General features: G+C 63.0%; 26 protein-coding genes and 3 pseudogenes. 12 read left to right on the top strand and 17 right to left on the bottom strand.

Going from position 1 to position 24,151, the window contains the following annotated elements; all coding sequences use genetic code 11:
- Positions 1–119: 119 nt before the first annotated feature.
- From ACFWCF_RS01585 to ACFWCF_RS01575, 3 genes and pseudogenes are all read left to right on the top strand, one after another.
- Positions 120–1,618, top strand: a pseudogene (locus tag ACFWCF_RS01585) (sugar transferase).
- A gap of 479 nt (positions 1,619–2,097) precedes the next feature.
- A complete protein-coding gene (locus ACFWCF_RS01580) occupies positions 2,098–2,271 on the top strand; it encodes a hypothetical protein (RefSeq protein ID WP_378556288.1) in 174 nt (57 codons plus the stop codon).
- A 135-nt stretch (positions 2,272–2,406) separates the two neighbouring features.
- The gene (locus tag ACFWCF_RS01575; protein WP_378556285.1) at positions 2,407–2,847 is read left to right on the top strand and encodes an SHOCT domain-containing protein; all 441 of its coding nucleotides are present in this window, start codon (positions 2,407–2,409) and stop codon (positions 2,845–2,847) included.
- A gap of 82 nt (positions 2,848–2,929) precedes the next feature.
- On the opposite strand, the gene ACFWCF_RS01570 is transcribed toward ACFWCF_RS01575, so the two are convergent.
- The 6 genes and pseudogenes from ACFWCF_RS01570 to ACFWCF_RS01545 all read right to left on the bottom strand — a co-directional run bounded on the left by ACFWCF_RS01570 (position 2,930) and on the right by ACFWCF_RS01545 (position 6,432).
- Positions 2,930–3,484 (bottom strand): putative toxin-antitoxin system toxin component, PIN family, encoded by a 555-nt coding sequence (locus tag ACFWCF_RS01570; RefSeq protein WP_378556282.1) that lies wholly within the window; start codon positions 3,482–3,484, stop codon positions 2,930–2,932.
- Positions 3,481–3,891, bottom strand: a complete 411-nt coding sequence (locus tag ACFWCF_RS01565) for a helix-turn-helix domain-containing protein (RefSeq protein WP_378556279.1) — start codon at positions 3,889–3,891, stop codon at positions 3,481–3,483. Before ACFWCF_RS01565 ends, ACFWCF_RS01570 begins: the two co-directional genes overlap by 4 nt.
- 22 nt (positions 3,892–3,913) lie before the next feature.
- Entirely contained in the window at positions 3,914–4,630 is a 717-nt protein-coding gene (locus tag ACFWCF_RS01560; RefSeq protein WP_378556276.1) for an SDR family oxidoreductase, read from the bottom strand.
- 38 nt (positions 4,631–4,668) lie between these two features.
- Positions 4,669–4,752: pseudogene (locus tag ACFWCF_RS01555) on the bottom strand (SDR family mycofactocin-dependent oxidoreductase); the annotation flags it as partial.
- A gap of 212 nt (positions 4,753–4,964) precedes the next feature.
- Positions 4,965–5,432, bottom strand: a complete 468-nt coding sequence (locus tag ACFWCF_RS01550) for a DUF4383 domain-containing protein (protein ID WP_378556273.1) — start codon at positions 5,430–5,432, stop codon at positions 4,965–4,967.
- Positions 5,433–5,628: 196 nt separating this feature from the next.
- Positions 5,629–6,432: an SDR family NAD(P)-dependent oxidoreductase gene (locus ACFWCF_RS01545; RefSeq protein ID WP_378556270.1), complete on the bottom strand. Its 804-nt coding sequence runs from the start codon at positions 6,430–6,432 to the stop codon at positions 5,629–5,631.
- A gap of 310 nt (positions 6,433–6,742) precedes the next feature.
- On the opposite strand from ACFWCF_RS01545, the gene ACFWCF_RS01540 reads away from it, so the two are divergent.
- The 4 genes from ACFWCF_RS01540 to ACFWCF_RS01525 all read left to right on the top strand — a co-directional run bounded on the left by ACFWCF_RS01540 (position 6,743) and on the right by ACFWCF_RS01525 (position 11,031).
- Positions 6,743–7,771 (top strand): iron ABC transporter substrate-binding protein, encoded by a 1,029-nt coding sequence (locus ACFWCF_RS01540; protein WP_378556267.1) that lies wholly within the window; start codon positions 6,743–6,745, stop codon positions 7,769–7,771.
- Position 7,772: 1 nt separating this feature from the next.
- Complete coding sequence (locus tag ACFWCF_RS01535; RefSeq protein WP_378556264.1) at positions 7,773–9,326, top strand: ABC transporter permease; 1,554 nt, start codon at positions 7,773–7,775, stop codon at positions 9,324–9,326.
- Positions 9,323–10,399: an ABC transporter ATP-binding protein gene (locus ACFWCF_RS01530; RefSeq protein ID WP_378556261.1), complete on the top strand. Its 1,077-nt coding sequence runs from the start codon at positions 9,323–9,325 to the stop codon at positions 10,397–10,399. The genes ACFWCF_RS01535 and ACFWCF_RS01530 overlap by 4 nt, the downstream gene beginning before the upstream one ends.
- Positions 10,400–10,578: 179 nt before the next feature.
- On the top strand, positions 10,579–11,031 hold the full coding sequence (locus ACFWCF_RS01525) for a hypothetical protein (protein WP_378556258.1): 453 nt from the start codon (positions 10,579–10,581) through the stop codon (positions 11,029–11,031).
- An 80-nt stretch (positions 11,032–11,111) separates the two neighbouring features.
- Here the strand turns inward: ACFWCF_RS01525 and ACFWCF_RS01520 are convergent, their stop codons facing one another.
- On the bottom strand, positions 11,112–11,366 hold the full coding sequence (locus ACFWCF_RS01520; RefSeq protein ID WP_378556255.1) for a hypothetical protein: 255 nt from the start codon (positions 11,364–11,366) through the stop codon (positions 11,112–11,114).
- 131 nt (positions 11,367–11,497) lie between these two features.
- Entirely contained in the window at positions 11,498–13,162 is a 1,665-nt protein-coding gene (locus tag ACFWCF_RS01515; RefSeq protein WP_378556252.1) for a hypothetical protein, read from the bottom strand.
- A gap of 80 nt (positions 13,163–13,242) precedes the next feature.
- Between ACFWCF_RS01515 and ACFWCF_RS01510 the strand changes: the two genes are divergently transcribed.
- Complete coding sequence (locus ACFWCF_RS01510; RefSeq protein ID WP_378556249.1) at positions 13,243–13,389, top strand: hypothetical protein; 147 nt, start codon at positions 13,243–13,245, stop codon at positions 13,387–13,389.
- Positions 13,390–13,599: 210 nt separating this feature from the next.
- Here ACFWCF_RS01510 and ACFWCF_RS01505 read toward each other — a convergent pair whose 3' ends face one another.
- Entirely contained in the window at positions 13,600–14,913 is a 1,314-nt protein-coding gene (locus ACFWCF_RS01505; protein WP_378556246.1) for an MBL fold metallo-hydrolase, read from the bottom strand.
- A gap of 324 nt (positions 14,914–15,237) precedes the next feature.
- A complete protein-coding gene (locus ACFWCF_RS01500; protein WP_378556243.1) occupies positions 15,238–15,726 on the bottom strand; it encodes a hypothetical protein in 489 nt (162 codons plus the stop codon).
- A 147-nt stretch (positions 15,727–15,873) separates the two neighbouring features.
- Here ACFWCF_RS01500 and ACFWCF_RS01495 point away from each other — a divergent pair, with 147 nt between their 5' ends.
- Positions 15,874–16,371, top strand: a complete 498-nt coding sequence (locus ACFWCF_RS01495) for an ATP-binding protein (RefSeq protein ID WP_378556240.1) — start codon at positions 15,874–15,876, stop codon at positions 16,369–16,371.
- A gap of 33 nt (positions 16,372–16,404) precedes the next feature.
- Here ACFWCF_RS01495 and ACFWCF_RS01490 read toward each other — a convergent pair.
- The 5 genes and pseudogenes from ACFWCF_RS01490 to ACFWCF_RS01470 form a co-directional block, all read right to left on the bottom strand.
- Positions 16,405–16,527, bottom strand: a pseudogene (locus tag ACFWCF_RS01490) (deaminase); the annotation flags it as partial.
- A gap of 270 nt (positions 16,528–16,797) precedes the next feature.
- A complete protein-coding gene (locus ACFWCF_RS01485; RefSeq protein ID WP_378556237.1) occupies positions 16,798–17,436 on the bottom strand; it encodes a hypothetical protein in 639 nt (212 codons plus the stop codon).
- Positions 17,437–17,578: 142 nt separating this feature from the next.
- Complete coding sequence (locus ACFWCF_RS01480) at positions 17,579–18,178, bottom strand: dihydrofolate reductase family protein (protein ID WP_378556235.1); 600 nt, start codon at positions 18,176–18,178, stop codon at positions 17,579–17,581.
- Positions 18,179–18,190: 12 nt separating this feature from the next.
- Positions 18,191–19,378, bottom strand: a complete 1,188-nt coding sequence (locus ACFWCF_RS01475; RefSeq protein WP_378556233.1) for a TerC family protein — start codon at positions 19,376–19,378, stop codon at positions 18,191–18,193.
- A 120-nt stretch (positions 19,379–19,498) separates the two neighbouring features.
- On the bottom strand, positions 19,499–20,743 hold the full coding sequence (locus ACFWCF_RS01470) for an RNA-guided endonuclease InsQ/TnpB family protein (protein ID WP_378556230.1): 1,245 nt from the start codon (positions 20,741–20,743) through the stop codon (positions 19,499–19,501).
- Between the two features lie 24 nt (positions 20,744–20,767).
- On the opposite strand from ACFWCF_RS01470, the gene tnpA reads away from it, so the two are divergent.
- The gene (tnpA, locus tag ACFWCF_RS01465; protein ID WP_378556228.1) at positions 20,768–21,184 is read left to right on the top strand and encodes an IS200/IS605 family transposase; all 417 of its coding nucleotides are present in this window, start codon (positions 20,768–20,770) and stop codon (positions 21,182–21,184) included.
- 402 nt (positions 21,185–21,586) lie between these two features.
- Here tnpA and ACFWCF_RS01460 read toward each other — a convergent pair whose 3' ends face one another.
- Positions 21,587–22,393, bottom strand: coding sequence for an alpha/beta fold hydrolase (locus ACFWCF_RS01460; protein ID WP_378556226.1), 807 nt, complete (start codon positions 22,391–22,393; stop codon positions 21,587–21,589).
- 98 nt (positions 22,394–22,491) lie between these two features.
- Here ACFWCF_RS01460 and ACFWCF_RS01455 point away from each other — a divergent pair, with 98 nt between their 5' ends.
- Positions 22,492–22,845 carry a nuclear transport factor 2 family protein gene (locus ACFWCF_RS01455; protein ID WP_378556223.1) on the top strand — a complete coding sequence of 118 codons (354 nt, stop codon included), beginning with the start codon at positions 22,492–22,494 and terminating at the stop codon, positions 22,843–22,845.
- 12 nt (positions 22,846–22,857) lie between these two features.
- Here ACFWCF_RS01455 and ACFWCF_RS01450 read toward each other — a convergent pair whose 3' ends face one another.
- On the bottom strand, positions 22,858–23,400 hold the full coding sequence (locus ACFWCF_RS01450; protein WP_378556220.1) for an NADPH-dependent FMN reductase: 543 nt from the start codon (positions 23,398–23,400) through the stop codon (positions 22,858–22,860).
- A gap of 127 nt (positions 23,401–23,527) precedes the next feature.
- Here ACFWCF_RS01450 and ACFWCF_RS01445 point away from each other — a divergent pair, with 127 nt between their 5' ends.
- Positions 23,528–24,043, top strand: coding sequence for a hypothetical protein (locus ACFWCF_RS01445; RefSeq protein WP_378556217.1), 516 nt, complete (start codon positions 23,528–23,530; stop codon positions 24,041–24,043).
- Positions 24,044–24,151 lie beyond the last annotated feature (108 nt).

The raw sequence follows: 24,151 nt of genomic DNA, 5'->3' as shown, positions 1-24,151 counted from the left end.
GTGTTGGTTGGTGATGCAGGAGTGTCGCGAGGGTTGAGATTGTCTCCGAGGAGACTCACGAGAGTGGTTGAAGTGTGGTCGTGATCCAAGAAGAGCGGGGCGCCGGCAGTGAATCGTCGGTGCAGACGGTGCGTGTACGCCCACACGAGGCAGCGAACCGCTGGCGATGGCAGGCGGCGTACGGTCGGCGCTTGTTCTGGACCGACAGTGTCGTCGTCGTGCTGGCGGTGTTACTTGCGCATGCGGTGAGATTCGGCCAAGAGAACATGCTGGCGGTACAGCCGATCAGCACGCTGAACTACTCGCTGATTTCGCTGGGGCTCGCGGTCGCGTGGCTGACTGCGCTGCGAATTTTCCGTACCCGCTCACGTCGGGTGATCGGTGCGGGCTACGACGAATATCAGCGTGTCGTGTCGGCGACGCTGTGGCTGTTCGGGTTTGTCGCGATCATGGCGCTGGTGTTTCGTCTGGAGCTCGCGCGGGGGTATCTTGCGATCGCGTTGCCCACAGGTCTGGCGGGTCTGCTCATCAGTCGCTGCACGATCGAGATGACGCCGGGCCTCGGTGGATATGGCGGAAGGCTGTGGCACGCAAGCGCAGTCGAGGCGAGTACGCCACCTCCGTGCTGGTGGTCGGTGGTGCGCGAGCGGTGCGGCACCTGGGTCGCACGTTCGAGCGCAAGTTCACCGACGGTTACCGCGTGGTCGGAGTGTGCGTGCCCGCATATTCGGGGTCGGTGGGGGAGACGATCGACGTCGACGGCCGGGCCGTGCCGATATTCGGTGATGAGCACTCGGTGGTCGAAGCGCTCGAGCTATCGAGTGCTGACACGGTGGCGGTGACAGCGACGGAGTCGCTCGGCCCCGAAGGTATCAAGGATCTGGTGTGGCAACTCGAACCGCTCGACGCGGATCTCGTGGTGGCGACGGGTGTGGTCGACGTGGCGGGTCCGCGGTTGGAGATGCGACCGGTTGCAGGCCTGCCGTTGATTCACGTGGAGAAGCCGAGCTATCACGGTGCGAAGCGTTCCGGGAAGCGGATTTTCGACTGGGTGTTCTCGTTGGCGGCACTGGTGATGTTGGCGCCGGTGTTCGCAGTGGTCGCACTGCTGATCAAGCTGGACGGCAAGGGGCCGGTGTTCTATCGGGCCGAGCGGATCGGTCTCGATGGTGAGCCGTTCGGGATGATCAAGTTCCGGTCGATGGTCACCGACGCGGACAACATGGTCGAGACACTGCTGGCGGAGAACGAGGGCGCCGGATTGTTGTTCAAGATGCGCGAGGATCCGCGCGTCACGCGGGTCGGACGGGTCCTTCGGCGTTTCAGCATCGACGAGTTGCCGCAGTTCATCAACGTGCTGCGCGGTGAAATGAGTGTGGTGGGTCCGCGTCCGCCATTGCGGCGCGAGGTGGAGAACTACGACGGGCGGGTCAAACGGCGTCTGCTGGTACGTCCGGGTGTGACGGGGTTGTGGCAGGTGTCGGGGCGTTCGGATCTGTCGTGGGACGAGTCGGTCCGGCTGGATTTGTCGTATGTGGAGAACTGGTCGATGGTGTCCGATGTACTGATCATCGGGAAGACCGTGAAGGCCGTTGTCGCGAGCGAAGGTGCGTACTGACCGCGCACCTACGTCCACGACCGATCACGGACTGAGTTTCCTCCACTTCCTTGGGTTTCCGCAGGTTCAGAACCAACGGAAACCCAAGGAAGTGGAGGAAACTTTCAGCGATGGCCTTACTTCACCGTCGCACTCTGTGTCATTCGTTCGGATGACATAGCTGCGGGGATCGAAAAGAAGTGGAGTGGAGCGACTTCCAAGATCAGTGGGGCAAGGCTGCACCAGAAAATGGATGTGACATAGGCCATGAAAAAGTCGGATGTAACGATCAAATCAGACACCGCGATCCTTGGTTGACGATTGCGCTAGGAGTAGGGGTCTGAATGTCCAACCACCTGGTGGTATCCAGTACGAGTGATACCAGCCCGATTCCGCGCGTCTACCTCGAGCCCGGGCGCAACCGGAATGATGTGTATTCTTCCGCCAGCGAAGTATCGACGAAGGGCGAACCCGTGGTATCGCGCGACAGGTCCAAGAGGATGACGTTCGTGGCGGGCGGTGGTATCGACCTCTGGTTCATCGCCGGGGTGGCTGCAGTGCTGCTCGCCATCGGACTGGTTGTGGTGGGCGTTGCCTCGAACGAGTCGCGCAGCGCGCCGGCATACGAGTCTGTGTATGTACCCGTGAGTCCTTTCTCCCGTGGGGCACCGTAGCGAGCGGTCCGGGCTCGCGTGTCACTTGAACACTGGCCCGTGGCGCCTGGCTGACCCGCCGGGGAATTGTCGTCAACATTCAACGATCACGTTCATCTCGCGGAGATGATCCGAGCTGGACTAAAGGAGACATCGATGCCAACCAAACACGCCTTGGGCTTCGGAAACGGCCGGATCATGGAGCACGAGGACGGCACTGCCGCGTACATCAAGACGGGGGAGTTCACGCAGGCGTTCCGCGTGAACATTGCGGATGTCCGGGGCTTTTCGGTTACCAGGCACGGCAAGGTGATGTCACGATTGCTTCACGTTCTCGGGAACGGTACGACATTGGCGTCTGTCGAGGTCAACCACGGAACCTCCGAGCTGATCGAGAAGTGGTTCCAGCGGCATCCGTCGTTCAACAGCAAGGCGACACCGACGACGATCACCCCGACGCCCAGGCCCGCGGCTGCCGCGCCGGCGCCGTCAGCGCTGGTTGCTGATGAGCTTCGGAAGCTCGCCGAGTTGCGGAACGAGGGGATCCTGACGTCGGAGGAGTTCGACGCGCAGAAGGCGAAGCTCCTCGGCCGCTGACATCCGTGCATGGCCGCTACGGCGGTGAAGACTGTCGATTGCATCGCGATAGTGCGTGCCGATGTGATGCGGGGTTGTCGCGCTACGAGGTATCGGTGGCCTGAGCAGCGAACCTCGGGACGGTCGACCGCAAGCTCTCGAGGAACTGCGTGATCGTCTCTGGTGGGTTGCGAAAGGCTCTGACCTCGCGTTTTATGACGCCAACAACGGTCTCGGCGTGTTCGGTGAGCAGTCGCAGGAGGAGAGCGTCAGGGTGTAGGACCCCGATCCCATACGGCGCGGCCGCCTCGTCGGGAAAATCCTTGAGGTTGAATGTCGCGAGCATGTCGGCCCCACCGCGCACGGCCACGGCGAGTACGTGCCGGTCCTTGGGATCGCACTGCATCTTCTCGATGAGGTAGTCGAAGTCGTCGACGAGCGCTTCGGCTCCGAATGCTTCTCGCATCATGGCAATCCGGAGGCGTGCCTGTTCGGACGTCACCCCGACCTTGGGTAGGTTTCTTTGCGCCTCATCCAGGATGGACTCTGACCATAGAGGCTGGAACAGGCCGGCCTCGGCGAGCCACAGTAGCGTCGTTGCGAGCCGGATGGGAATAAGCACACACGCGTCAAGGACGACGACCGGGCGGTTGGTCACCGGGTGGTGATGATCTGGTCGGGTGGTGTGTCGTCCCCGATCTCGCCGGCAAGACCGTCGAGGGCAACCCTGCGTCGGGTGTCGCTGGCGGTCCGGTAGCGGGCCAGTTCGGAAACCGCGATACGTCGATGTGCCCCGCCACCGACCGCGGCAATCTCGCCGCGGTCGATCAGGCGCACCACGGTCATACGACTCACCCCGAGCAGATCGGCAGCCTGACCGGTGCTGACCGTGGTGTCGGAGGGGAACACTACCGCCGCGGGGCTGGACTCCAGAACCTCGACGAGGCGCTCGAGCGCTACCCGCGCGGAAGTCGCGGCCTCCGGTGCGGTGCCGGTTTCTCCGAGTACTCGATCGAACGCAGCTCGTAAGCGTTGCGCCTGATCGTGTGCAATCGCCCCAGTCATGACTCCACCCTACAGAAAACGCTCAAAACGCACACCCGGAAGGGATGCAGCGCTCGAATCTCGTCGGGCGCCCTGTGGTGGGCCGGCCGCTGAGGAGGTGGGCGGGTCCCGGCCTCGCATCAGCCAACGTGGATGGCCAGTCCAACGTCACGATCAGACCTGCGGCGCCCGCTTCACGCGCCCGCTGCACACGCTCGGCTATTTCCTCGCGCGAGCCCACCCAGTAGGTCTGGAAGAACGTCTGGGGATTCGCCTCGACGGCGTCCTCGACCGGTCTGCTGTCGAAGAAACTGAGCCCCATCGCAGTACCCTTTGCTGCAGGCGCACGAGCCACCGCCAAGATCTGCGATGTGGGGGTATGAATCCGAGTTCGTTGTAGGAATCGATGTTGTCGCGCAAGGTCAGTCCTTGCTGCGACCCGGCGTTGTTCACAGTTGCTCCTTTCCTGAGAACTGTCGGTGACCAGCCACAGCAGCGCATCGCTGATCACCTGAGGTGGCAGGGCACCTTGGTCGGCCATGATCCCGTAATGGGTGGCGCCTTCTTCGAGGCTGGTGCGGTCGCCGTCGGGCCCGCCGTTCATCATGTCGTAGATGTCCTGATAGTTCGTCATCGCTGTATCGATCACCCCGGGGCAGATCGCGTTCACGCGAATCCCATGGGGTCCCAATTCGAGTGCTGCACTACGCATCAAGCCGATCACCCCGTGCTTGGCCGACACGTAAGGGGCGTAGTTCACTCCGCCTTCGAGTCCATTGATCGAGGAGGTCGATACCGCTCGGTGAGGGTGAGGGCATGGGTGCGGCCTTGGCCACGAGCGGCGCCCGTGATGAACGCGATCTTCCCGTCGAGAGTGCCCATGGTTCGTCCTCCTTCCGTGTCGGGGCCCGCACCGAGTTACCGTCTTGGACGAGCGCTTCGGTAAAGCGGACCTTTATGATTCGGTCACTGTGTCCTCACCCGGACAGCGAGGGTCGAAACACACATGTAGCGGACCGATGACGAACTTCGGCCTCTCCTCGTCCTTGCATCTGGACGGGGAGAGGCCGAAAGGTAGTGAAGAAGAGAGCGTGTCAGCTGGTGTGCGGGCTGGTCGCGTTGGTGGTCACCGCCGGACCGATCTTGGTAGCGAGGAGCCCGAGCCCGATCATGCCGACTCCGAGGCCGAAATGCAGCCAATTGTCGGCCGTGTTGACGGGAACGAAGTTGGCGGCGCTGTTCATGTCGATCACCAACCCGTAGATCCACAGAACCAGGTAGATGACACCGCCACCGATCAGGAACCATTTCGCAGCCGCCGCCGTGCGCGCCATCACGAGACCGGCCACACCGAACAGTAAATGCACGACGTTGTGAAGTGCGGAGACCTGGAACAGGCCGAGCAGTTTCGCCTCCGAATGGTGACCCGCCCACGTGAACGTGTCGTAGTTCGTGGTTATGCCTGGAATGAAGCCGAGCACACCGACGAGCAGAAAAACCACGCCGACCACCAGAGCCGCAGTTTGTACCGGGTTGCGGGGCAATGCAGTTCGTGTAGTCATAGCAATCCCTCACTCAGCGATCGGAGGCAGCGAGTCGGGTAGTCCTCTGGAATCAGGTTGTAGTCCTTGCCCCTGGTGCCGGTGACGTCACCGGTTTCTTCGCCGCTCATAGGTTTCCCACCCTTCGTGTGTATGTGTGCGGTCGAACTTTCGGGAGTCTGCGAGATTCAGGCAGGTCCGTCAGGGCCCGCTCGCCCTATTTCTGGTCGGGCTTGGTCTGCGTGCCGTGGAGCTTCGCTGCGATGGCGTCGGGCAGCAGCTTGCCCACCGCTGCTTGCACTCGATTCATCGCCTTCCCCGTCACGACGTGGTCTTTACCCTCGAGCGTCGCCTCGACGGCTTGCTCGGCGACCTGTTCAGGATCGTCGAGGTCGGTGCTGGTCACCTTCGCTTCATTCATGTCTGCGCGGTCGAAGAAGTCGGTTTCGGTCGGTCCCGGTATCAACGCGGTGACGGTGACACCGGTATCGGCCAGCTCGACGCGGATTGCCTCGGTGAACGACTGGATGAACGCTTTGCTCGCGGCGTACGTCGCATATCGCGGCCCGGGCATGGTTGCTGCGACAGACGAGGTGGTCATCACCCGTCCGTGCCCGCGTTCGACCATCCCGTTGATGATGTTTTTCGCCAACGTCACGTTGGCGGTGATGTTCACGGCCACGACTCTCAGGTCGTCGGCGAGTGGCAGTTCGTGGAACAGACCGTATGCGCCGATCCCCGCATTGAGGGCGGCCACCTCGACGGGGCGTTCCAGCGCCGCGAGTGAACGCTGTACTTCGTCGAGACCTTCGGGGGTACCTAGGTCTGCTTCGAGGGCGTGGGTGGTGATGCCCTGGGGTGCGAATTCCTTCGCGACCGTGTGGATCGACGGCTCGTCTGCCACGAGAACAAGATCGTAGTGGCGGCGGGCAAGCTGTCGCGCCAGTTGATAGCCGATACCGGTGGATGCTCCGGTGATCAGAGCCAACGGTCGTTCGTTTGCCGCATCAGGTGAGCTCATAGTCGCATCCCTCATCGTCGGAGCGGTACGCCCTGGCGATACCCCAGCGCGAGACATCGAAACGGCCACATTCCTCCCGCGCCGGTTACCACCGTCGAGAACCATGTCCGCCTTGTGCTCGATGCCCCCACGGAAACGACTCTCGTAGCGATGACGACCGAAGCGCCACGGCCCGACTTCGCACCGTGCGATCGAATCGGCCGCCGCCACACAGGTAAGGCTATGCATGCAACGTGCGTTACATTTGTGCCGAATACCCGCTTTCGACTCATCCACTACAACTGGGGTGCAGATGTCACTTATCCGCAGAATGAGCGTGCTGTCCTGCAGCGCCGCGCTGGCCGTGGGGTTGGTCGCGTGCGGCTCCTCCGATAGCGCTGACGAACCCGCTACCGACACCGAATCGGCATCGGCGCTCGTTGTCTACTCGGGACGCGACGAGGACCTCATCGATCCGTTGATCGAGCAGATCGGCGAAGAAGTCGACACCGCCATCGAGGTCGACTACTCCGGTAACACCAACGCACAGGCCGCGAAGATCCTCGAGGAAGGCTCCGCATCTCCGGCGGATGTGTTCATCGGTCAGGATGCTGGTGCATTGGGTGCGCTCGACGAGGCCGGGACACTGGCACCGCTTCCCGACGACATCCTGGCCCTTGTTCCCGAGCAGTATCGCGGAGCCGACGGCACTTGGGTGGCTACATCCGCGCGGGCCCGAGTGCTGGCCTACAACTCGGACCTCGCTACGGAAGAAGGGCTCCCCGATGGGATCGACGGCCTGCTCGACCCGCGCTGGAGCGGACAGATCGGCTACGCGCCGACCAACGCATCGTTCCAGGCGTTCGTGACTGCGCTGCGCGTGCAACGAGGTGAGGACGCCGCGCGTCAGTGGCTGGAGGCGTTCCTGGCCAACGACCCGGTTGCATTCGAGGGCAACGGCCCGCTGATGGTTGCGGTCAACGACGGTCAGGTCGCTGCTGGCCTGACCAACCACTACTACTGGTATCCATTCATCGATGAGCACGGCGACGATGCGCCGGTCCGGTTGCACTACTTCGAGCCGGGCGATCCGGGCGCGCTGGTGAACGTCGCGGGCGCCGGTATTGTTGCAACGTCCGACAATGCAACTGCGGCCGAGGATTTCCTGAGGGCGATGCTCTCCGTGAATGCCCAGACCTACTTCGCGAACGAGACGGCGGAGTATCCGGTGATCGCCGGAGTGGTCTCGGAGTACGACCTGCCGCCGCTGGACGAGCTGGGGGTGTCGGATATGAACCTGGGACAGCTCTCCTCACTGGAGGAGACCCAGGCTCTGCTCACCGAGGTGGGGATGATCTAGCTTGATCGGATTTTCTCGTGGCCGCCCCGTGCTGGGGGCGGCCGCGTCGGCTGTCGCACTCCTCGCTCTGGCGCCGCTGTGCTATCTGGTGATCCGGGCATTCGACGGCGGTACAGAAAAGGCATGGGGGTTGCTTTTCCGGCAGCGAACCCTCGATCTGATGTTGCGCAGCATCGCGCTCACCGTCGTCGTGGCCCTTTCCTGTGTAGTGCTCGGAGTGGGTCTTGCGTGGCTGACGACGCGCACCGACCTACCGATGCGCCGGTTTCTCGGAGTCTGCCTCACGATCCCACTCGCCATTCCGTCATACGTGGCGGGATATACGTGGATATCCCAGTTTCCTTTCCTGGCAGGTTTTCCCGGCGCTGCACTGGTGCTCACCGCGTCGTCCTTCCCATTGGTGATGCTTCCGGTATCTGCAGCTCTTGCGAGCGCCGATCCAGGTATGTCCGAGGTGGCGCGCACGCTGGGACGTAGCGAGATGTGGACGGTGCTGACCGTGGAGTTGCGGCGTGTCGCTCCGGTAGCTGCGGCAGGGGCGTTGCTCGCCGCGCTCTACACCCTCAGCGACTTCGGGGCAGTGGCACTGATGAGATACGAGGCGTTCACCCTCGGGATCTACAACGCGTATCGAGGTGGGTTCGACCGCACCGCCGCCGCGATCCTGGGATTGGTTCTCGTGGTTCTGGCGCTGGTGTGCACCCTGATTGAACGGTGGGTGCGGAGCGGCGCGACCGCCCGGGTCGGATCGGGATCACCGCGTCGTGCAGAGTTGGTCCAGCTGGGACGGTGGAAGTTTCCGGCATCGGTGTGTGCCTTCGGCGTCTTGGCGATATCGGTGCTCGTGCCGCTCGGGGGCCTGGCGCGCTGGCTCGCACGGTCGGTTCGGTTCACCATCGACTGGTCGGATGTACTCGCCACCACGGTCGAGACAGTCGAACTGTCCGCGACGGCGGCGGTCGTCGTGACAGTGCTGGCCTTCCCCGTCGCGTTGTTCGCGGCACGATCGTCGTCCTCCGCGGCGCGGATGGCCGAGATCTCGACATATGTTGCGCACGGGCTTCCTGGCATCACCGTCGGGCTTGCCGTCGTCTTTCTCGGGATACGGTTCCTGCCCTCGATCTATCAGACAACCACCCTGCTGATCGTGGCATATGTCGTGTTGTTCCTTCCTCTCGCAGTGGGGAGTACGCGGTCGGCGATCGATGCCTCTCCGCTGGTGCTCGAAGATGTCTCACGTGTCCTCGGATCCGGTCGGTTACGAACCGACCTTCGGGTGACGATACCCATCGCCCTACCGGCCATCACTGCTGGCGCGGCACTGGTATTCCTCACTGTGGCAAAGGAACTGCCGGCAACTTTGATGCTTCGACCGAGAGGTGTGGACACGCTGGCGACCGAACTGTGGTCCACTGCCCAGGTGTTCAAATACGGCGAGGCAGCACCGTACGCGCTCGCTCTGATCCTGGTGTCCGCGCTCCCGACGTTCGTGCTCGGCAGAGTGCTCAGAGGAAACTCGGTCGACGGGCGGACCGTAGTGAAAGGTCAGGTATGAAGTCTCTGTCGGTGTGCGGGGTCGGTGCAGGGTACGGCAGCACACGTGTCCTCGACGACATCTCGTTCCACGTCGACCAGGGCGAGATGCTCGCGGTGCTCGGTCCGTCCGGATGCGGCAAGACCACACTCCTGCGTTCGATTGCAGGGCTGCACCGGATCGATACCGGATCGATCATGTTGGGAGACCGACTGATCGATCAACCGCCACGCGAGTACCTTCCACCCGAGCACCGGATGATCGGGCTGATGCCACAGGAAGGTGCCCTGTTCCCGCACCTGAGCGTCGGACGGAACGTCGGCTTCGGCCTGGTGCGTCCATCGCTGCGGTCGATGCTGGGAGACCGCAAGGCGCGGCGTGCGAGGGTGGAAGAGTTGCTCGAGCTGGTGGGGCTCGCACACGCGATCGACGCGCGACCGCGGGAGCTGTCCGGCGGACAGCAGCAACGTGTCGCGCTTGCACGTGCCCTCGCCCCGAAGCCGACGCTGCTGCTCATGGACGAGCCGTTCGCCGCTCTCGATGCCGGATTGCGAGCAAGCATCCGCTCCGAGGTGCGGGAGCTGCTACGTGAACAGAAGGTCGCCTCGGTCCTGGTCACTCATGATCAGGCGGAGGCGATGGGCTCCGCAGACAGGGTCGCGGTTCTCCTGGCGGGTCGGTGCGCCCAGATCGGAGAGCCTGAACACGTGTACCGCGCGCCCGCCACACGAGAGGTCGCGATATTCGTCGGCGAAGCCCAGTTCGTTGCCGCGGTTCGTACCGGGCTGCACGCAGAGACCGTGTTCGGAAGTGTCGCGGTGTTCGGGGAGGGACACGGTCGCGGAGAGGTGCTGGTTCGGCCGGAACAAGTGACGTTGACGCCTGCACCGGACGGACAATTCCGGGTGGGTGAGATCCAGTTCTCCGGCGCCGAGTCGATTGTGACCGTGAATCATCTCGAGTCGGAGGTCTGTGTGCGGGCGTCTGTTCGTGGTGGGGCGCGTTTCGAGATCGGGTCGATCGTTCGAGTGGAGGTGACGCAACCGCTCGCGTACTACTGCAGTGAGACCCTTCCGGCACGCAGTCTCTCGTGAGGGTGCCCGTCATGGGTCGAATCGGGTTCAGAGCAGAGTGTCGAGTGGCAGCGATTTCAAAGAGTCCTTCTTGCAGCTCATGAACTGGTCGTGCTCCGAGGAGCGAAGTGGTTGAATTGCCATGTGATTCGTCCTCGCCTTGATCGGACCGAGAAGGCACACCACGTACGGTGCTGCACGTGAGCACCATACGGTCGGCTGTGATCGGGATCGCCAGCGGACTGCGCAGCTCCACAGGGCTCGCGGCGATGCTTCTCGCACGATCCTCAAGACCGCCGCATTGGTCACGCCGGGTCGGTGCGGCGGTGCTCGTCGCCGGCGAATTGGCAGCCGACAAGAGCCCGAAGATACCGTCGCGATTGGCCGCGCCCGCGCTCACCGCACGACTTGCCGCAGGTGGTGGAGGAGCGGTGGCGTTGGCTCGCCGCGACCGGGCCGGTACGGCGCCCGCCGTGATCATCGGCGCCGTCGGAGCGCTCGCCGGCTCCTACGGTGGGGCCTGGTGGCGAGCACGGGCGGGCCAGCGAATGCCTGACTGGCAGGCCGCGCTGGCGGAGGACGTCGTGGCACTTGCCCTCGCTGGGACCGCCCTGCGGCGCACCGCTCGGTCGTCGGCGACCGCTGCGCGCTGACTCTGCAGTTGCGACCGAGTGCGCCAAGGCCGCTCGGTTTCGAAACCGCTTCGCCGCGCTCAGCGGCCCCGTCGTTGCGCTCAGCCGCCCAGATTCGCGACAGCGGAATCGAGCGCACCCGCCTGTATTTCGAGATCGCTGTCGGTGTACTCCCGATCTTGCGGAAGCTGTTCACGAAGTTGCTCACGTGTGAGTACGACGAAGGTTCGATTCCGGTCGGTTGTGTCTTCGGCACCGACCACCCGGAACAGGCCTTCGTCGAGTACGAGTGCGGGGTCATCGAGTGGAGAGTCGAGGAGTTCTCGCAGGTCGGCTGCGGTCACATGAGTAGGCACATCGTCCTCCTGAACACGTCGTTCTTCCGAAGCGGTCCTGACACGTATACCCGTCAGAGGCCGATCGAATCGGCACGCCGGTCTGCCGGAGTCCTCAGGAGTTATGGAAAGCGCATGGCCGTGCGCCTTCGTCAGAATTCGTTCGATTGCCGGGCGTCGTAGTCCTGCAGCGTCTGCACGAGAGAGGTGAGCAGTCCGTCGCCGGCGCGAACTCCATCGTCGAGAGCGTTGGCGATGACCGTCGCTTCGGCGGTGAGGATGGCTGCATCGGTGTCTCCGACGCTCGAGACGATGCGGTCGTACACACGGCCACACTCCTGGGCGACATGCCCGATGCGTTCGTGTGCGCAGCCCGGCGCACAGATCTGAGGAGTCCAGCCCTCGAGGAGGCCGAGTACCTTCCGGAACTTGCCGTCATTCCAGTAACCGGGTGATGTTCGGAGCCACTCCATCAGTTCGTCGTGATCGGGGATGCTCGCGTCGCACTCGTGGCGCAGCTCGGCGTCCGAGGCTCCGACCAAGGCTTCGGCGAGCTCACCGGGGCCCGCGCTCATCGGGTCGAGATCGAGGATTGTGCGGAACACGATGCCGGTGGCCGACGACAGGGGAAGGTTCCGTTCGTCTTCGCTGAACGGATCGGACAGCACGCTCGGCTTCTCGGAAGCGCCTTCGATCCAGCGTTCGAACTGCTTCAACCCGTAAGTGATTGCGTTCGCCTTCGGCATTCCGGCATTGCGTTGATGAACGCCGGCGGTATCGCGTATGGAACCCCAGACCATCCGGTCCAGATGCCCGATCGAGAACAGTTCTGCACCGCGGGCCGTTGCCGTCCTCAGCGCGTCCTCTTGAGTCTCGGTCAAATCCGGCAGGTTGTGCTCACCCAGCATGTGAACGAAATACCGACTGGCTTCCTCGGCGATGAGGTGCCGCACGAGGTCGGTCAGTTCGGTGCGTTCGGTCGAGCGCATGCGAGTCGGATCGAGCCTGTCGAGGAGGAGGTCGACGAGGCGCTCGGGTCGTTCTTCGACGGGCCCGTCGCCGGGGACGAAGAATCGGGCCCGGTTGGTGTAGAAGCCTTCACCGAGAACGGTTTCGCCGTCCCAGGAGAACGCGTTGGTCGGTGAGGTCGGATGGACTTGGAGCAGCCCTCCCTGCCAGGCAGCGATGAAGAGGTCTTTGCTGAGCGATGCGTTCGGAGCGATCGTCCGATCGTTGATCTCGATGGGATAGATCAACCCGCCCGTGTTTCCCACTGCGTGGATCACCGCGAGGGCGCCGAGCTTTGCCTGGAGTGAAGCGTCGGCGAGGAGCTGCTCCGGATCTTCGAATGCCACCGGGTGGAGTTCTGCGATCACTTCGCGCCGGGCTTGCTCGATAGTCGCCTGCCCCCGCGCCTCCAGCGCCCGATGGGAGTGCCCGGTGAGCGCGCGTGGGTTGAGGATGCCCGCTGCTTGATCGTCGACACGCGTGTTGCATCTTCGGCACTCGACTGCCTTCCCGACGAGGGCATCGACGAGCGCTTGCCGGGAGGTCAAGACCAATTCTCCCCGACACGATGCGCACCAATATCCGAGCAGCGTCGCGGCTACGGCAGCGGCCGCTGCATAGTGCGCTCCGCCCGACCACATCTTGTAGGGAAGCGCACTGAGGCTCTGCTCCCAGATCGGCTCGCCGGTTTCCGGCTCGAGACCTTCCAGCCGCCAGTACGCGATGCCGACGTCCTGAAGTGCGGTGGGTGCGTATGCGTTGATTTCGAGTCGAATGTTGGGATCGGTGGGCGGGACGGCGTAAGGCATGCCGGATTGTAACGGCACCTTTCCTTGGTTCGGTATGTCGGAATCCCACTCGAAGGGCGTGGCCCGGTGTGAGCGCGAACATGACGAAGGTTGTCGATGCGGATCTGCTCAATGGGGACGTGCCGCAGGTACCGTGTGGCGCAGCGACGCAGAAGGTCGGGGAGACCACCGTCACCGGCCCGGCCGGAAGGCAGGTCCTTGCCGACGCAGGCTTCGCTGCGCCCTGACTCCCAACTGTCCTCGCCGTACTGGGACGGACACTTCTGCAGTGAAAGGAATTCGCGTGACTGCTCGTGGATTTCGTGCGTTCGTCGCTGGGTATTTTGCGTAAGGCGGAAGACTCGCTCAGGCCGCGCCTCGAGTTGTTGTCTGCGACTCCCCGCCGGGCGCCCATGAGGCTCCGTGGGTCAATCAACCTAAACCAGTCATCTACAATATCAGTTGTTTGTATATGGCGGTTCTATCTGGTAGGGGCTATGCACTCGACAAGTGACTTGAGCATCGACTCGATGTCGAATGCAGCTGATCTTGGCCTTCGCGCCCTTGCGGACCTGGCCTCCGCGGCCACGGGGCACGAATACCGTGTCATCGGTGGCCACATGGTCCACATACTCACCCACGTCTATCGGCGGTGACGTCGGCTGTATCTGGCGATCCATTCGAGGTCTGCGTCGTAGCCGCTCGTTCGGTGAGGCTTTCGCCATCGAACGACCGCGCGCGAGAAAGGCAGGTACACGATGTCGACGCCGCGCACCTGCCTTTTTCTGCTGTGTCTGTGTCACCCGAGCAGTCCGTGCCCACATGACACCCGGCCTCGCGCCTGAAACGTCAGTTGTCGATGCGGACTTCGTTGTCGGTGATGAGAAACTCATCAGGTCGTTACCCACAGTCAGTGGCCCCTCGTAGCTCTCCCTCGTCCGTTCGATGAGAGTTTCCTCGGAGATTCCGGGCACCCGCCCGGGGATACCGTTGACGATGTGGCTGTATACCGCCATCTTCGGCTGAGTCTGTTCGAAGATCTCGCCTGCCTGCTGCGGGTTCGTATAGTGCGCGTACACACTCGGCAGGGCAGAGGGATCCTCGAAATCGGCGACTTCGTGGATCAGCACGTCGACTCCGTCCCCGAAGATGAGGACGTTCTCGGTGGGAACGGTGTCGCCGCTGATGAGGACGGACTTTCCGGCGTAGTCCACGCGGTAGCCGACTGCCGGCTGGATCGCGCCATCGGGATCGTGCTGAACGGTGAACATTGTGACGGTGACGCCGTCCTGATCGAAAACTACTCCGTCGGTATCGAATTCGTGTGATTCGATACCTGTGGTGGCGGGGTCCACCTCGTTGTCCGCGACACGGACGTCGATGTCAATGCGGTAGGTGCTTTGCATTCCGTCGCCGATGTTCCGGACGCCGGTGGGGCCGTAGAGCTGGAAGCTTCCTTCTCGACCGCCGAGCGCCGGAACATAGCTGCTCATCCACAGGTCCGAGAGGCCGTTGATGTGGTCGGAATGGAAATGCGTGAGGAAGACGGCGTCGACCTGACCGACGGGTACGCCGGCTTGGGTGAGACGCACAGTGGCGCCGCGGCCGGCGTCGAACACGAGATTCATGCCGTTCGCCTGGACGAGGGTCGAGTTTCCGTAGCGTTCAACGCTGGGTACGGGACTGCCGGTTCCGAGCAGTGTCACGCGCATTTCACCGTCGGCGAGGTCGGTGCAGGGAACGCCGAGGGAAGGGTCGTCGTCCATGCTCATGAGGGGTGTCCCTCTCGCATGTTGACGATGCTGCCGGATACGGGCAGCGAACGACAGACGGATCCGGTCGCGGACGTGCGGTGTCCGCGACCGGGTGTGTGAGGGTTCCGTCATCGAACAGCCGCGCGCGAAAAAGGCAGGTACACGATGTCGACGTCGCGCACCTGTCTCTTTCTGCTGTTTCTGTCTCGCCCTCCTCGTCAAGGAGGTACCACCGGAAGGGATGCGGGTGGTTGGTCCGGGGGTGAGGAAACCTTCAGCGTTTCTCTCACGATCCTTCGTGGTGAGCTAGAACGTCTGGACGACGGGCTCAGGCAGCAGTGTCTATTCGGTGAGAGCGTCCGGCTCGTCTCGTACCGGCATGTCGAGGAGGTGGTCGAGCCAGTCCACCGCCTCGGTCAAGGCGTGAATTTGCTTCTCGGGATCGGATACATACACCACGGGCCTGAGTCGTCTATGGCCACGCAGAGCGTCTCCCGCAAGGTAGTAGGCAATCGCCTGCCACACGTGGCGTTCCGGGGACGGAAGCTGCTCGATCGTCATGTGCTCGCCTTCGGGTGTTCGCAGCGTCAGTACCTTGTCGGTCTCCGAGCCGGAAGCGATCGGCCCCAATTTGTCGGTGATCACGTCGGCTGTGGCCGTGACCGTCCATTCGAGGACTGCGCCGTAGCTGTTTCGTCCGGTGAGGCTTTCGCTGTGGACCAACGAGGCCACCGTGTCGGAGAGAGCGGCGCGGTCGTGCTCACCGGCCAATGCGAGCAGATGGCCGCCCAGTCTCGACGCGGGGTCGGCATCTCGTCGATTCGGTTTCATAGAGAAAGTATTCCCCCTCATTCAGGGGTTACACCTGGGTTTTCGTGGGGCGGCGAAAGCGGTTCGGATCGTCGGAATTTCACGCTATGGGAGGTTTCGCACGCTGATGGTCGAAGCCTGTGCATGGATTGCCGTGGCAACGGGTATATGACCGGACGTGCTCGGATCCAGTCGGGAGCGGGGCACGACGAGCAGGAGAGCGCACAACGCATGCACAGCATCACCACCGGCGTCGAATTCGTTCGACGGCTCGACCACGCCAAGCGATCCCAGATATCGATAGTGCGCCAGGAGTTCGGGGGGTGGCTCGACGCTGTGATCGGGCCGGATCCGATGCGTGCCGCAGTGCTCTCGGCAACCGGCGAGGCGGTGGTCAATGCTTCCGAACATGCCTACCTCGACCGAGCGGGCCCCATCGAGATACACGCAACGATGCAACGCGGATATCGACGATTGATGGTGCTCGTCCGCGATCACGGCCGGTGGCGCATTCCCACCGCCGCCGGAAGCCGTGGCGCCGGTGGACACGGGCTCGCGCTGATCGACGAACTCAGCGCTGACAGCGTTGTACATACGAGCGCCACGGGAACGACGACGTCTATGTTGTGGAATCTCGCGCCCCGGGTTGCCGAGATCCATCCCTGAACAACGTCCAGCGACGCCCTCGACGAGAGCAGCAGCATCGGCTCGCTCCATCTCGGCGGTCCAGTAGCGCATCGACTCCTCGTCCGGGGGGAGCCCTGCCTCGTGATGGCAGCAGCCGTCGAGGGTGACGTTGATCGAGTATCGAAGTGGTCTCATAAGCCCCCGCGTTCACTGGTTCAAGAATGCGTCGTGGTCGGCGTGGGCGCGTCGGATGAGGCCAAGAGCTCGATTTCCACCACGTGCACGGCACGGTGCGCGATGCGGTGCGCACCTTGGGTTCGTGGGGACCGAACCTGTGGTGGCCGCAGGACCGGGCATGGTCCGTCACCAGCGACGAGATCAATCCACCACCGCCGCGCTCGTACGGCTGCAGCGACAGGTACTGGCGCGGTGATGAGACTCGCCTGACAGAACTTTCCCGACCGATCAAGGGTGTTCGAACAGCTTGGCCGCTTCCACTGCTGCTGCGGTGTCGAGCTCCCGGGGTTGAAGCAGCGCACCTGCGGTGTGTGGGTCGAGCGCAGCACCCTGCGCCAGGACAGCATCGATGATCGCGAGGTCGGCTTCGTGGTCGCCGGACTCAACTATCTTCAGCATCGTGACGATGTGTTCTCGAGTGGATTCGTGATCGACGCAGGGTAGACCGACCGATCTGAACCCGTCGTCGACGGAATAGTCCACCCGCGTCCACCGGCCGTTCTCGAAGCCGTATACGAAACCGATCCATTCCCCCTTGTCGCGCTGCCGTTGCAGGTAATCGGCGATCGTCTCGGACCACCAGTCCGGGGCGCCGGCCAATATGTCCGTTGCGTCGCATTCGAAATATTCGGCGGCCGCATCGAAATACGTCTCGGAGTATTCGTGGTCGTATCCCACCAGGACTGCCCGCTGATCGTCGACCCAGCGGAGGTCGACCCAGTTGCCGCCACCGTCGTCGTAATGCCACGTGTTTCCCGACGCGTAACAGCTTCGGCCCCAAGCGGGTCCGCGCGAGGCCATCATCGCGGCCAGTGCAGCCCATCGGGAGCGCATCGAATCGGGCGAGGGTATCGAGACAGTCTGCATGCACCCAACTTTAGTCTCGGGCTTTCGTGCTGATTGGTCGCAAACCCGTGTCAAACCTTCTCCGGCCCGACCGGAATGTCGGCCGCACCATCGACGTTCGGGGAGGTGCCGAAGGTGAAGGTCCAGGTCAACAGTTGTTCCATCATGTGCTCGGTGCTGATGTGTCCGGCGGTGCTTCGGTCGATGATCTCGGCCGGTATCGCTGGGCGACCGCCCCCGACCGGAACTCATGGCGGTCCACGAGCTCGAGCTGGATGCGCTCGCGCAGACCGGCGAGCAACGTCGGCCCGTGTCCGGCGAGGACCGGCTGCACAAGGAACTCGTACTCGTCGATGAGTCCCAGGTCTGCCAGTGCCTGGGGGAGCGTCACGCCGCCCACCCAGAGGCCCTCGCCCGACTCCTGCTTGAGCTGCTGAATCGCTGGCCCCAAGTCGCCGCGCACCAGCTCGGCATTCCAATCGACTTCGCTCAGTGTGCTCGACACGACGTACTTCTTCGCCCGGTCGATGGCCTCGGCGAACGGGATCTCCCACTCATCCATCCAGTCGGGCCATGTGCCCGTGGCAGGCTTCCGCCACGCCGACTCCATCATCTCGTAGGTCACCCGGCCGAATAGGAGGGCATCGGCGCGCTCCATCGCGGCAGTCCAGTAGCGCATCGACTCCTCGTCCGGGGGAAGTCCTGCCTCGTGATGGCAGCAGCCGTCGAGCGTGACGTTGATCGAGTATCGAAGTGGTCTCATCAGCCCCCGCGTTCACTGGTTCAAGAATGCGTCGTGGTCGGCGTGGGCGCGTCGGATGAGGGCCAACAACCCTTCCTCCTCCCGCGCCTCCTGCCGGTACTTCGGCGCGAGCGCCTTCACCTGCTCCTCCTTGGCAATCAACTTGGCGAACATCCGTTCGCGCTCTTCCTTACTCGACGTGTAGTCGAGGTCGGCATAGTTGGTGGCGAGACGTCTCGCGCCGGAGATCGCGGACTGCGCCTTGCCCCGCTCACTGGTCAGCGAGGCGATGACGGTGACGATCAAAATGCCGAGGATGACGGCCAGCGAGGTTCCTGTCTCGATCTCCACCACGGGCACGGGTTCGCCGTCGTTGACGAACGGCAGATTGTTCTCGTGGAGCGCGTGCAGGATGAGTTTCACGCCGATGAACGCGAGGATGGCTGCGAGTCCGAACGACAGGTAGATGAGGCGGTCGAGCAGTCCGTCGAGGAGGAAGTACAGCTGACGAAGACCCATCAGTGAGAAGGCTGTTGCCGTGAACACGATGAACACGTTCTGGGTCAGTCCGAAGATCGCGGGGATGGAGTCGAGTGCAAACAGTAGATCGGTACCGCCGATGGCGATCATTACGAGCAGCATCGGCGTCAGGGCCCGCTTGCCGTTCTCGATGGTGAACAGTTTGTCGCCGTCGTAGTGCTCGCTGGTGTGGAGGAATCTCTTGGCGATGCGGATGATGAAGTTGTCTGCCGAATGCGACTCTTCGGTTTCGGGCCGCAGCATGTTTCCGGCGGTGAGGAGGAGGATCAGGCCGAAGATGTAGAAGACCCACGCGAACGAATTGATCAGTGTCGCACCGAGAAAGATGAATCCCGTTCGGGCGAAGAGTGAGAACACGATGCCGAACAGAAGCACCTTCTGCTGGTCGTCGCGCGGCACCCGGAAGCTGGACATGATGATCAGGAAGACGAAGAGGTTGTCCACCGACAACGCCTTCTCCGTCACATAACCCGCGAAGTACTCCGCACCCATCGCAGTACCGCCGAAGACGAATACCACGACGCCGAAGACGAGGGCCAGCCCGACGTAGATGGAAGACCAGATCGCCGATTCCTTCAGAGTCGGCGTGTGGGCCTTGCGGACGTGCGCGAAGTAGTCGAAGGCGAGCAGGCCGACGATCACTGCAATCGTCAAACCCCAGGCCAGGGGAGTTACGTGCATTATCCGCCTCCGGTCTGAGTGGACAGGTGATTCGTCAGTCTAGTGACCGGTGGGGGCGCCATCCTGTGATTCGTTATGCCGGCCTCTTGACTTCCTCCCCCGCGTGAACGCGGAGGATTCCTACGCAGCCTCACCAGATGGTGCGGTCTGTTCAGCAGGTTCCTGCTTCACCGGGTCCGCGCATGCAAGCACACGTCTTACGCTCCCTCCACAGGCGTTTACCCTCTCCACCAGCCCAGCGGCGAGCATCACATTCACAGCGGCGTTGTAGTCCCGATCCAGCAGCAACCCACACGACGGGCACATCCACACCCGCACATCCAGCGGCTTCGCCCCGTCGCGCACCCCACACCCCGCACACACCTGCGATGTCGGCTCCCACCGGCCGATCCTGTGCACCACAGCGCCATACCGGGTGGCTTTCTCCTCGATCAACCGCATCAGAGTCGACCAACCCGCATCGTGCACCGACTTGGCCATCCGAGTCCGCGCCATCCCCGCCACCGACAACCCCTCGAGCGCCACCGCTTGATTCTCGCGGACCAACCTCGAAGCCAGTTTGTGGTGATGATCCAACCGCGTCTCGCGCACCTTCCGGTGCGCCACCGCCACCTTCCGCCGGGCCTTGTCGCGGTTCTTCGACCCCCGCTCGGTACGCGCGTACGCCCGCTGAGCACGACCCAGGCGCCGCTCCTTCGACCGCAACCATCGAGGGTTGTCGATCTTCTCGCGGGTGCCGTCGTCGTAGACGATCGCCGCCAGATCGGTCAACCCCATATCGACACCGGCAGCCCGAGCCGGCGGGGTCGACACCACTACCGGCGCCGGCTCGTCGACGACGAAGGACACGTAGTGCCGCCCGTCGGCTTCGCGGATCACCGTCACACTCGACGGGTCCGCCGGTAACGGCCGTGACGACTCGTACCGCACACGCCCGATCTTCGGTAACCGCACGAACCCGATACCGCCGCCCGGCTCGAGGACACCGAAACCCGCGTTGCGGGTGAAACGGGCACTCTGGCGGTGTGTCCGCTTCTTGAATTTCGGAGCTCCGACCTTGCGGCCCTTACGTTTCCCGGTGCGGGAGTCGAAGAAGTTGGCGTACGCGCGGTGCAGGTCCGCCAGCGACTGCTGCAACGGTACCGACGACACCTCCGCGAGCCACGCCCGTTCGGGAGTTGTTTTCGCGGCGGTCAGTGCCGCCGACAACTCACCTTTGCTCGGGATCGACCGGCCTGCCCTGCGGGCGGATTCCCTCGCGGCGAGGGCGTCGTTGAATACCACCCGGCAGCACCCGAACAGTCGCGACAGTGCCTTGTGCTGTTCCCCTGTGGGATAGGCACGGTAGCGGTATCGCTTGAGCACCCCGCGACGATATCATTTGGTGTCATGAATGAGGCGAGCCTTGTTAGAGCTGGTAGACACGCAGTGTGGGAATGTCACGCACGTTTGGTGTTCGTCACAAAATATCGGCGTGGCGCGTTCACCGGACCGATCTTGGCGGACTGCGAGCAGATCATGCGGAAGGTGTGTGGGGACTTCGGATGCGAACTGCGGGAGTTCAACGGCGAGGACGATCATGTGCACCTGCTGATCGACTTTCCCGCGACCGTGCAGTTGTCGAAGTTGGTGAATTCACTCAAGGGGGTGTCCTCACGTCATTTGCGGCGTGATCATGCGGATCATCTGTCGCGGTATCTGTGGGGTGGGCATTTGTGGTCCCGCTCGTATTATTGCGGGACCGCAGGTGGTGCGCCGTTGTCAGTGGTTGCCGAGTATGTGAAATCCCAACGTCGCCCGGGGTGATGGTGATTCACCTCCACCGTGAACGGTGGAGCACTCTCACCGAGCAAGGTAGATCCGAGACAGCGAAGTTCTCGAGGACATAGTTTTTTGTCCTCAGCGAAACCAGTACTTCATTACAGAGGAGGAACTCGACGCAATCGAGACCGCCAGTAAGGCCCACCAACACCTTCGACGCCGACGATCTGCATGAAGGCCTGTTCGACGGATGGTCGGACGACAGGGAGGATGCCCCCGGCGAGGTGCAGGAAGGTGAGTTGACGAGCATTGCCCAGGTCCCCGGGTGGAATTTCGGGGCGGGCACACCTGCCGCCCTGATCAGCAGTCGATTCAAACAGGAGATCGAATGAAACTGACGCACTTCGGTGCGGCCGGCGGTACCGGGCGTCTACTCGTCGGCAGACGTCATTTCGTGGCCCAGTTCGTCGCGAGGAATCGCATCAACTCTGCGGTCACCGCTCCTGCCGCGTCCTGACTCACGAGGTGGCCGGCGTCCGGTACAACCAGTTCGCTCACGCCTTCGTGACGCGCCCACGCGGGCATTGCCGACGCGATGTTCCCGGTGCGGTCTTCTGCCCCGCGAATCAGGCAGAGAGGCACCGGTGTCCGATACGAGGGATCGGGATCGACGAACGTCGTCGTCGCCCGCCAGATCTCCAGGAAATCGCGCTTCGTCACCTGCGAGAAGGCCCGCTCGGCGTCCTGGCGTGCGGGCTCCGTTGTTGCGGAGGCCGCGGCCATGATGTGCGGGAACTTTGCAGCTGGGATGAGGGAGAGTCCGGGGGCGGCCAGACGAAGCATCTGCCTCTCCACCCAGTTCAGAGGCCCGGTGTTCCACGTCGAATCCAAGACGGCCAAGCCGGAATACGCATGCGGGGAGCGCCTGACCAGCGCCTGACCGAGGTTGCCGCCCAGCGAATGACCGACAAGAACAGGTCGCTCGAGCGCAAGCGCAGCGACGAGGGATTCGACGTCGTCCATCAGTTGCTCGGCCGTGATCGCGGCACTGTTGGGGCGGGACTGGCCATGACCCCGCATGTCCAGCAGCACCACTCTGCGGCCATCGTTGTTCAGGGTCTCTGCCTGATCGATGAACATCACGTGATCTGCCCCTGCACCGTGCAGGAAGACCACGGCAGGCCCAGCACCACCGGAATCGCGATACCTGAGGGAACATCCCGGAACGCTCAGGTGGCTAGTAAAACTCAGCATAGATTACCTCCGAGATAGTCGACATCCGTTCCTGTCGACACCGACGATGGGACCCAACGTAGCGTGAACGCTGCGTCGTCGAATCGAAAGGTCCTACAGTGCATACTCCCGTCGATCTCTACCTCGAAACGTGGAACGCAACCGATGACGCGACCCGTGAACGCCTACTCGCCGATCACTGGTCCGACTCCGCCACCTACACCGACCCGATGGTCGATGTTGCCGGCCGCGACGAAATCAGTGCCACGATCGCTGCCGTACATGTCCAGTTTCCGAGCTATGTGTTCTCGCTCGTCGGCGAAGCCGACGCGCACCATCGGCAGACCCGATTCCAGTGGGGCTTGGGCCCCGCGCACACCGAGCCGGTGGTGATCGGCTTCGACGTGCTCGTCAGTGACGAGAGCGGCCGCATTCAACGTGTCCACGGCTTTCTCGACAAGGTCCCTGCGTGACGTCTCGGGTCGTCACTGCCGTTGTAGCTCGACCCAGATCTGTGCCAGTGCTTGCGAGATCTCCTTGTTCCGGATGACCCCGTCGTCGTCGACGTCGTCCCGCCCCACCGGCACAGCAATACACGCAGGCTGGATCAATTGTGCGCCAACGTAACCGAGGACAGTTTCGAGGGTGCTCACGGCGCCGCGCCCGCGACCGGGCGCGGCGACGTTGATCCACGCCACCGGTTTGTCGGTCATGTCGGTTCCTCCGACCGTCCAGTCCAGGAGATTCTTGAAGCTGCCGGGCAGGGTGCCGGCGTATTCGGGTGTGCAGAAAAGCACTGCGTCTGCAGCTCGGATGAGTTGCCTGAGGGCGGATACTTCGTCAGGCAGCGGATCGTGGTCGTCGTCGGGGTTGAATGCAGGAAGTGCCGACAATCCGCGATAGAACGTTGTGGTTGCTGAGGGCGGAGCAGAGCCGGCGACCGACGCGAGGGCGGCAGCGTTGGTCGAGTTCGCTCTCGTACTCCCGGATACCAGCAGTAGGTTCACAGGATCGATGCTCTCACGCACGCGGTATCGCTCGTTCCTGCGGCGGCGCCGCGGGTTCGAAAAACCGGGTTGCGCCGAAAACATGCCGAATGCTCGCACATACAGCAAGATCACAAAGAACCACAATCCTCGACCGTCAGGAACCTCGATGCGACCGATTGCCCGCGCTGCCCTGATCGCTGCGGCCACTGTCCCCCTGGCCATGGCAGTTCCTGCTGTGGCCTCAGCCGCCAACGCAGGCGATGTCGCTTACGTATTCGGTGTCGACGGCACGAGTGTGACCAATACGATCACCAACAACACCGGGGGAGTGCTCCTCTGCACGACGTCGCTCGCTTCCGCGCCGGGCGGTGTGCTGCCTCCGATCTGGGAAGTTACGGGGCCGGGTCAGACGCTCTACACGTCGGGCGAGGTGCAGCCCGGCACCACGACACAGACGGTGACGGAGATTCCCGACGGCTCATATGTCGTGTTGGCGACGTGCGGTAATGCCGACAACACGGCCATGTGGGCGTCGGACTATCCCGGTATCGGTGAGATTCTCGACCTCTTCCCGTTGACGGCTTTCGCTGTCCAGCAGGCGTCCACGGTCGTCACAGTGCCTGGCGCAGCTCCCGCTCTGCCCGCTCCGGGCGCCGGAGTTCCGACCTTCGGCAGTAGCTGAGAACAGGTCTGGAGATTCCTCATTGCAGTGAACTCAGGCAATGACAATCCAAGGCACTGAAATGTCGTTCGGCCAGGGATTCGGTAACGACCCACAGGTGCTGGGCGA

Origin of the sequence: Rhodococcus sp. NPDC060090, from assembly GCF_042729855.1 — a bacterium.
In the GTDB taxonomy this organism is placed as follows: Bacteria; Actinomycetota; Actinomycetes; order Mycobacteriales; family Mycobacteriaceae; genus Rhodococcus.
The sequence above is the reverse complement of the archived record's forward strand: the minus strand, read 5'-3'. Positions and strand labels throughout refer to the sequence as shown.

Bases quoted from the DNA above. Each gene is read 5' to 3' on its own strand.
- ACFWCF_RS01510 (WP_378556249.1), top strand. From the start codon at position 13,243: ATGACGAAGGTTGTCGATGCGGATCTGCTCAATGGGGACGTGCCGCAG.
- ACFWCF_RS01550 (WP_378556273.1), bottom strand. From the start codon at position 5,432: ATGACTACACGAACTGCATTGCCCCGCAACCCGGTACAAACTGCGGCT.
- ACFWCF_RS01475 (WP_378556233.1), bottom strand. From the start codon at position 19,378: ATGCACGTAACTCCCCTGGCCTGGGGTTTGACGATTGCAGTGATCGTC.
- ACFWCF_RS01495 (WP_378556240.1), top strand. From the start codon at position 15,874: ATGACCGGACGTGCTCGGATCCAGTCGGGAGCGGGGCACGACGAGCAG.
- ACFWCF_RS01530 (WP_378556261.1), top strand. From the start codon at position 9,323: ATGAAGTCTCTGTCGGTGTGCGGGGTCGGTGCAGGGTACGGCAGCACA.
- ACFWCF_RS01515 (WP_378556252.1), bottom strand. From the start codon at position 13,162: ATGCCTTACGCCGTCCCGCCCACCGATCCCAACATTCGACTCGAAATC.
- ACFWCF_RS01580 (WP_378556288.1), top strand. From the start codon at position 2,098: ATGACGTTCGTGGCGGGCGGTGGTATCGACCTCTGGTTCATCGCCGGG.
- ACFWCF_RS01460 (WP_378556226.1), bottom strand. From the start codon at position 22,393: ATGCTGAGTTTTACTAGCCACCTGAGCGTTCCGGGATGTTCCCTCAGG.
- ACFWCF_RS01500 (WP_378556243.1), bottom strand. From the start codon at position 15,726: ATGAAACCGAATCGACGAGATGCCGACCCCGCGTCGAGACTGGGCGGC.
- ACFWCF_RS01485 (WP_378556237.1), bottom strand. From the start codon at position 17,436: ATGCAGACTGTCTCGATACCCTCGCCCGATTCGATGCGCTCCCGATGG.
- tnpA (WP_378556228.1), top strand. From the start codon at position 20,768: ATGAATGAGGCGAGCCTTGTTAGAGCTGGTAGACACGCAGTGTGGGAA.
- ACFWCF_RS01545 (WP_378556270.1), bottom strand. From the start codon at position 6,432: ATGAGCTCACCTGATGCGGCAAACGAACGACCGTTGGCTCTGATCACC.
- ACFWCF_RS01565 (WP_378556279.1), bottom strand. From the start codon at position 3,891: ATGACTGGGGCGATTGCACACGATCAGGCGCAACGCTTACGAGCTGCG.
- ACFWCF_RS01540 (WP_378556267.1), top strand. From the start codon at position 6,743: ATGAGCGTGCTGTCCTGCAGCGCCGCGCTGGCCGTGGGGTTGGTCGCG.
- ACFWCF_RS01575 (WP_378556285.1), top strand. From the start codon at position 2,407: ATGCCAACCAAACACGCCTTGGGCTTCGGAAACGGCCGGATCATGGAG.
- ACFWCF_RS01505 (WP_378556246.1), bottom strand. From the start codon at position 14,913: ATGAGCATGGACGACGACCCTTCCCTCGGCGTTCCCTGCACCGACCTC.
- ACFWCF_RS01480 (WP_378556235.1), bottom strand. From the start codon at position 18,178: ATGAGACCACTTCGATACTCGATCAACGTCACGCTCGACGGCTGCTGC.
- ACFWCF_RS01445 (WP_378556217.1), top strand. From the start codon at position 23,528: ATGCGACCGATTGCCCGCGCTGCCCTGATCGCTGCGGCCACTGTCCCC.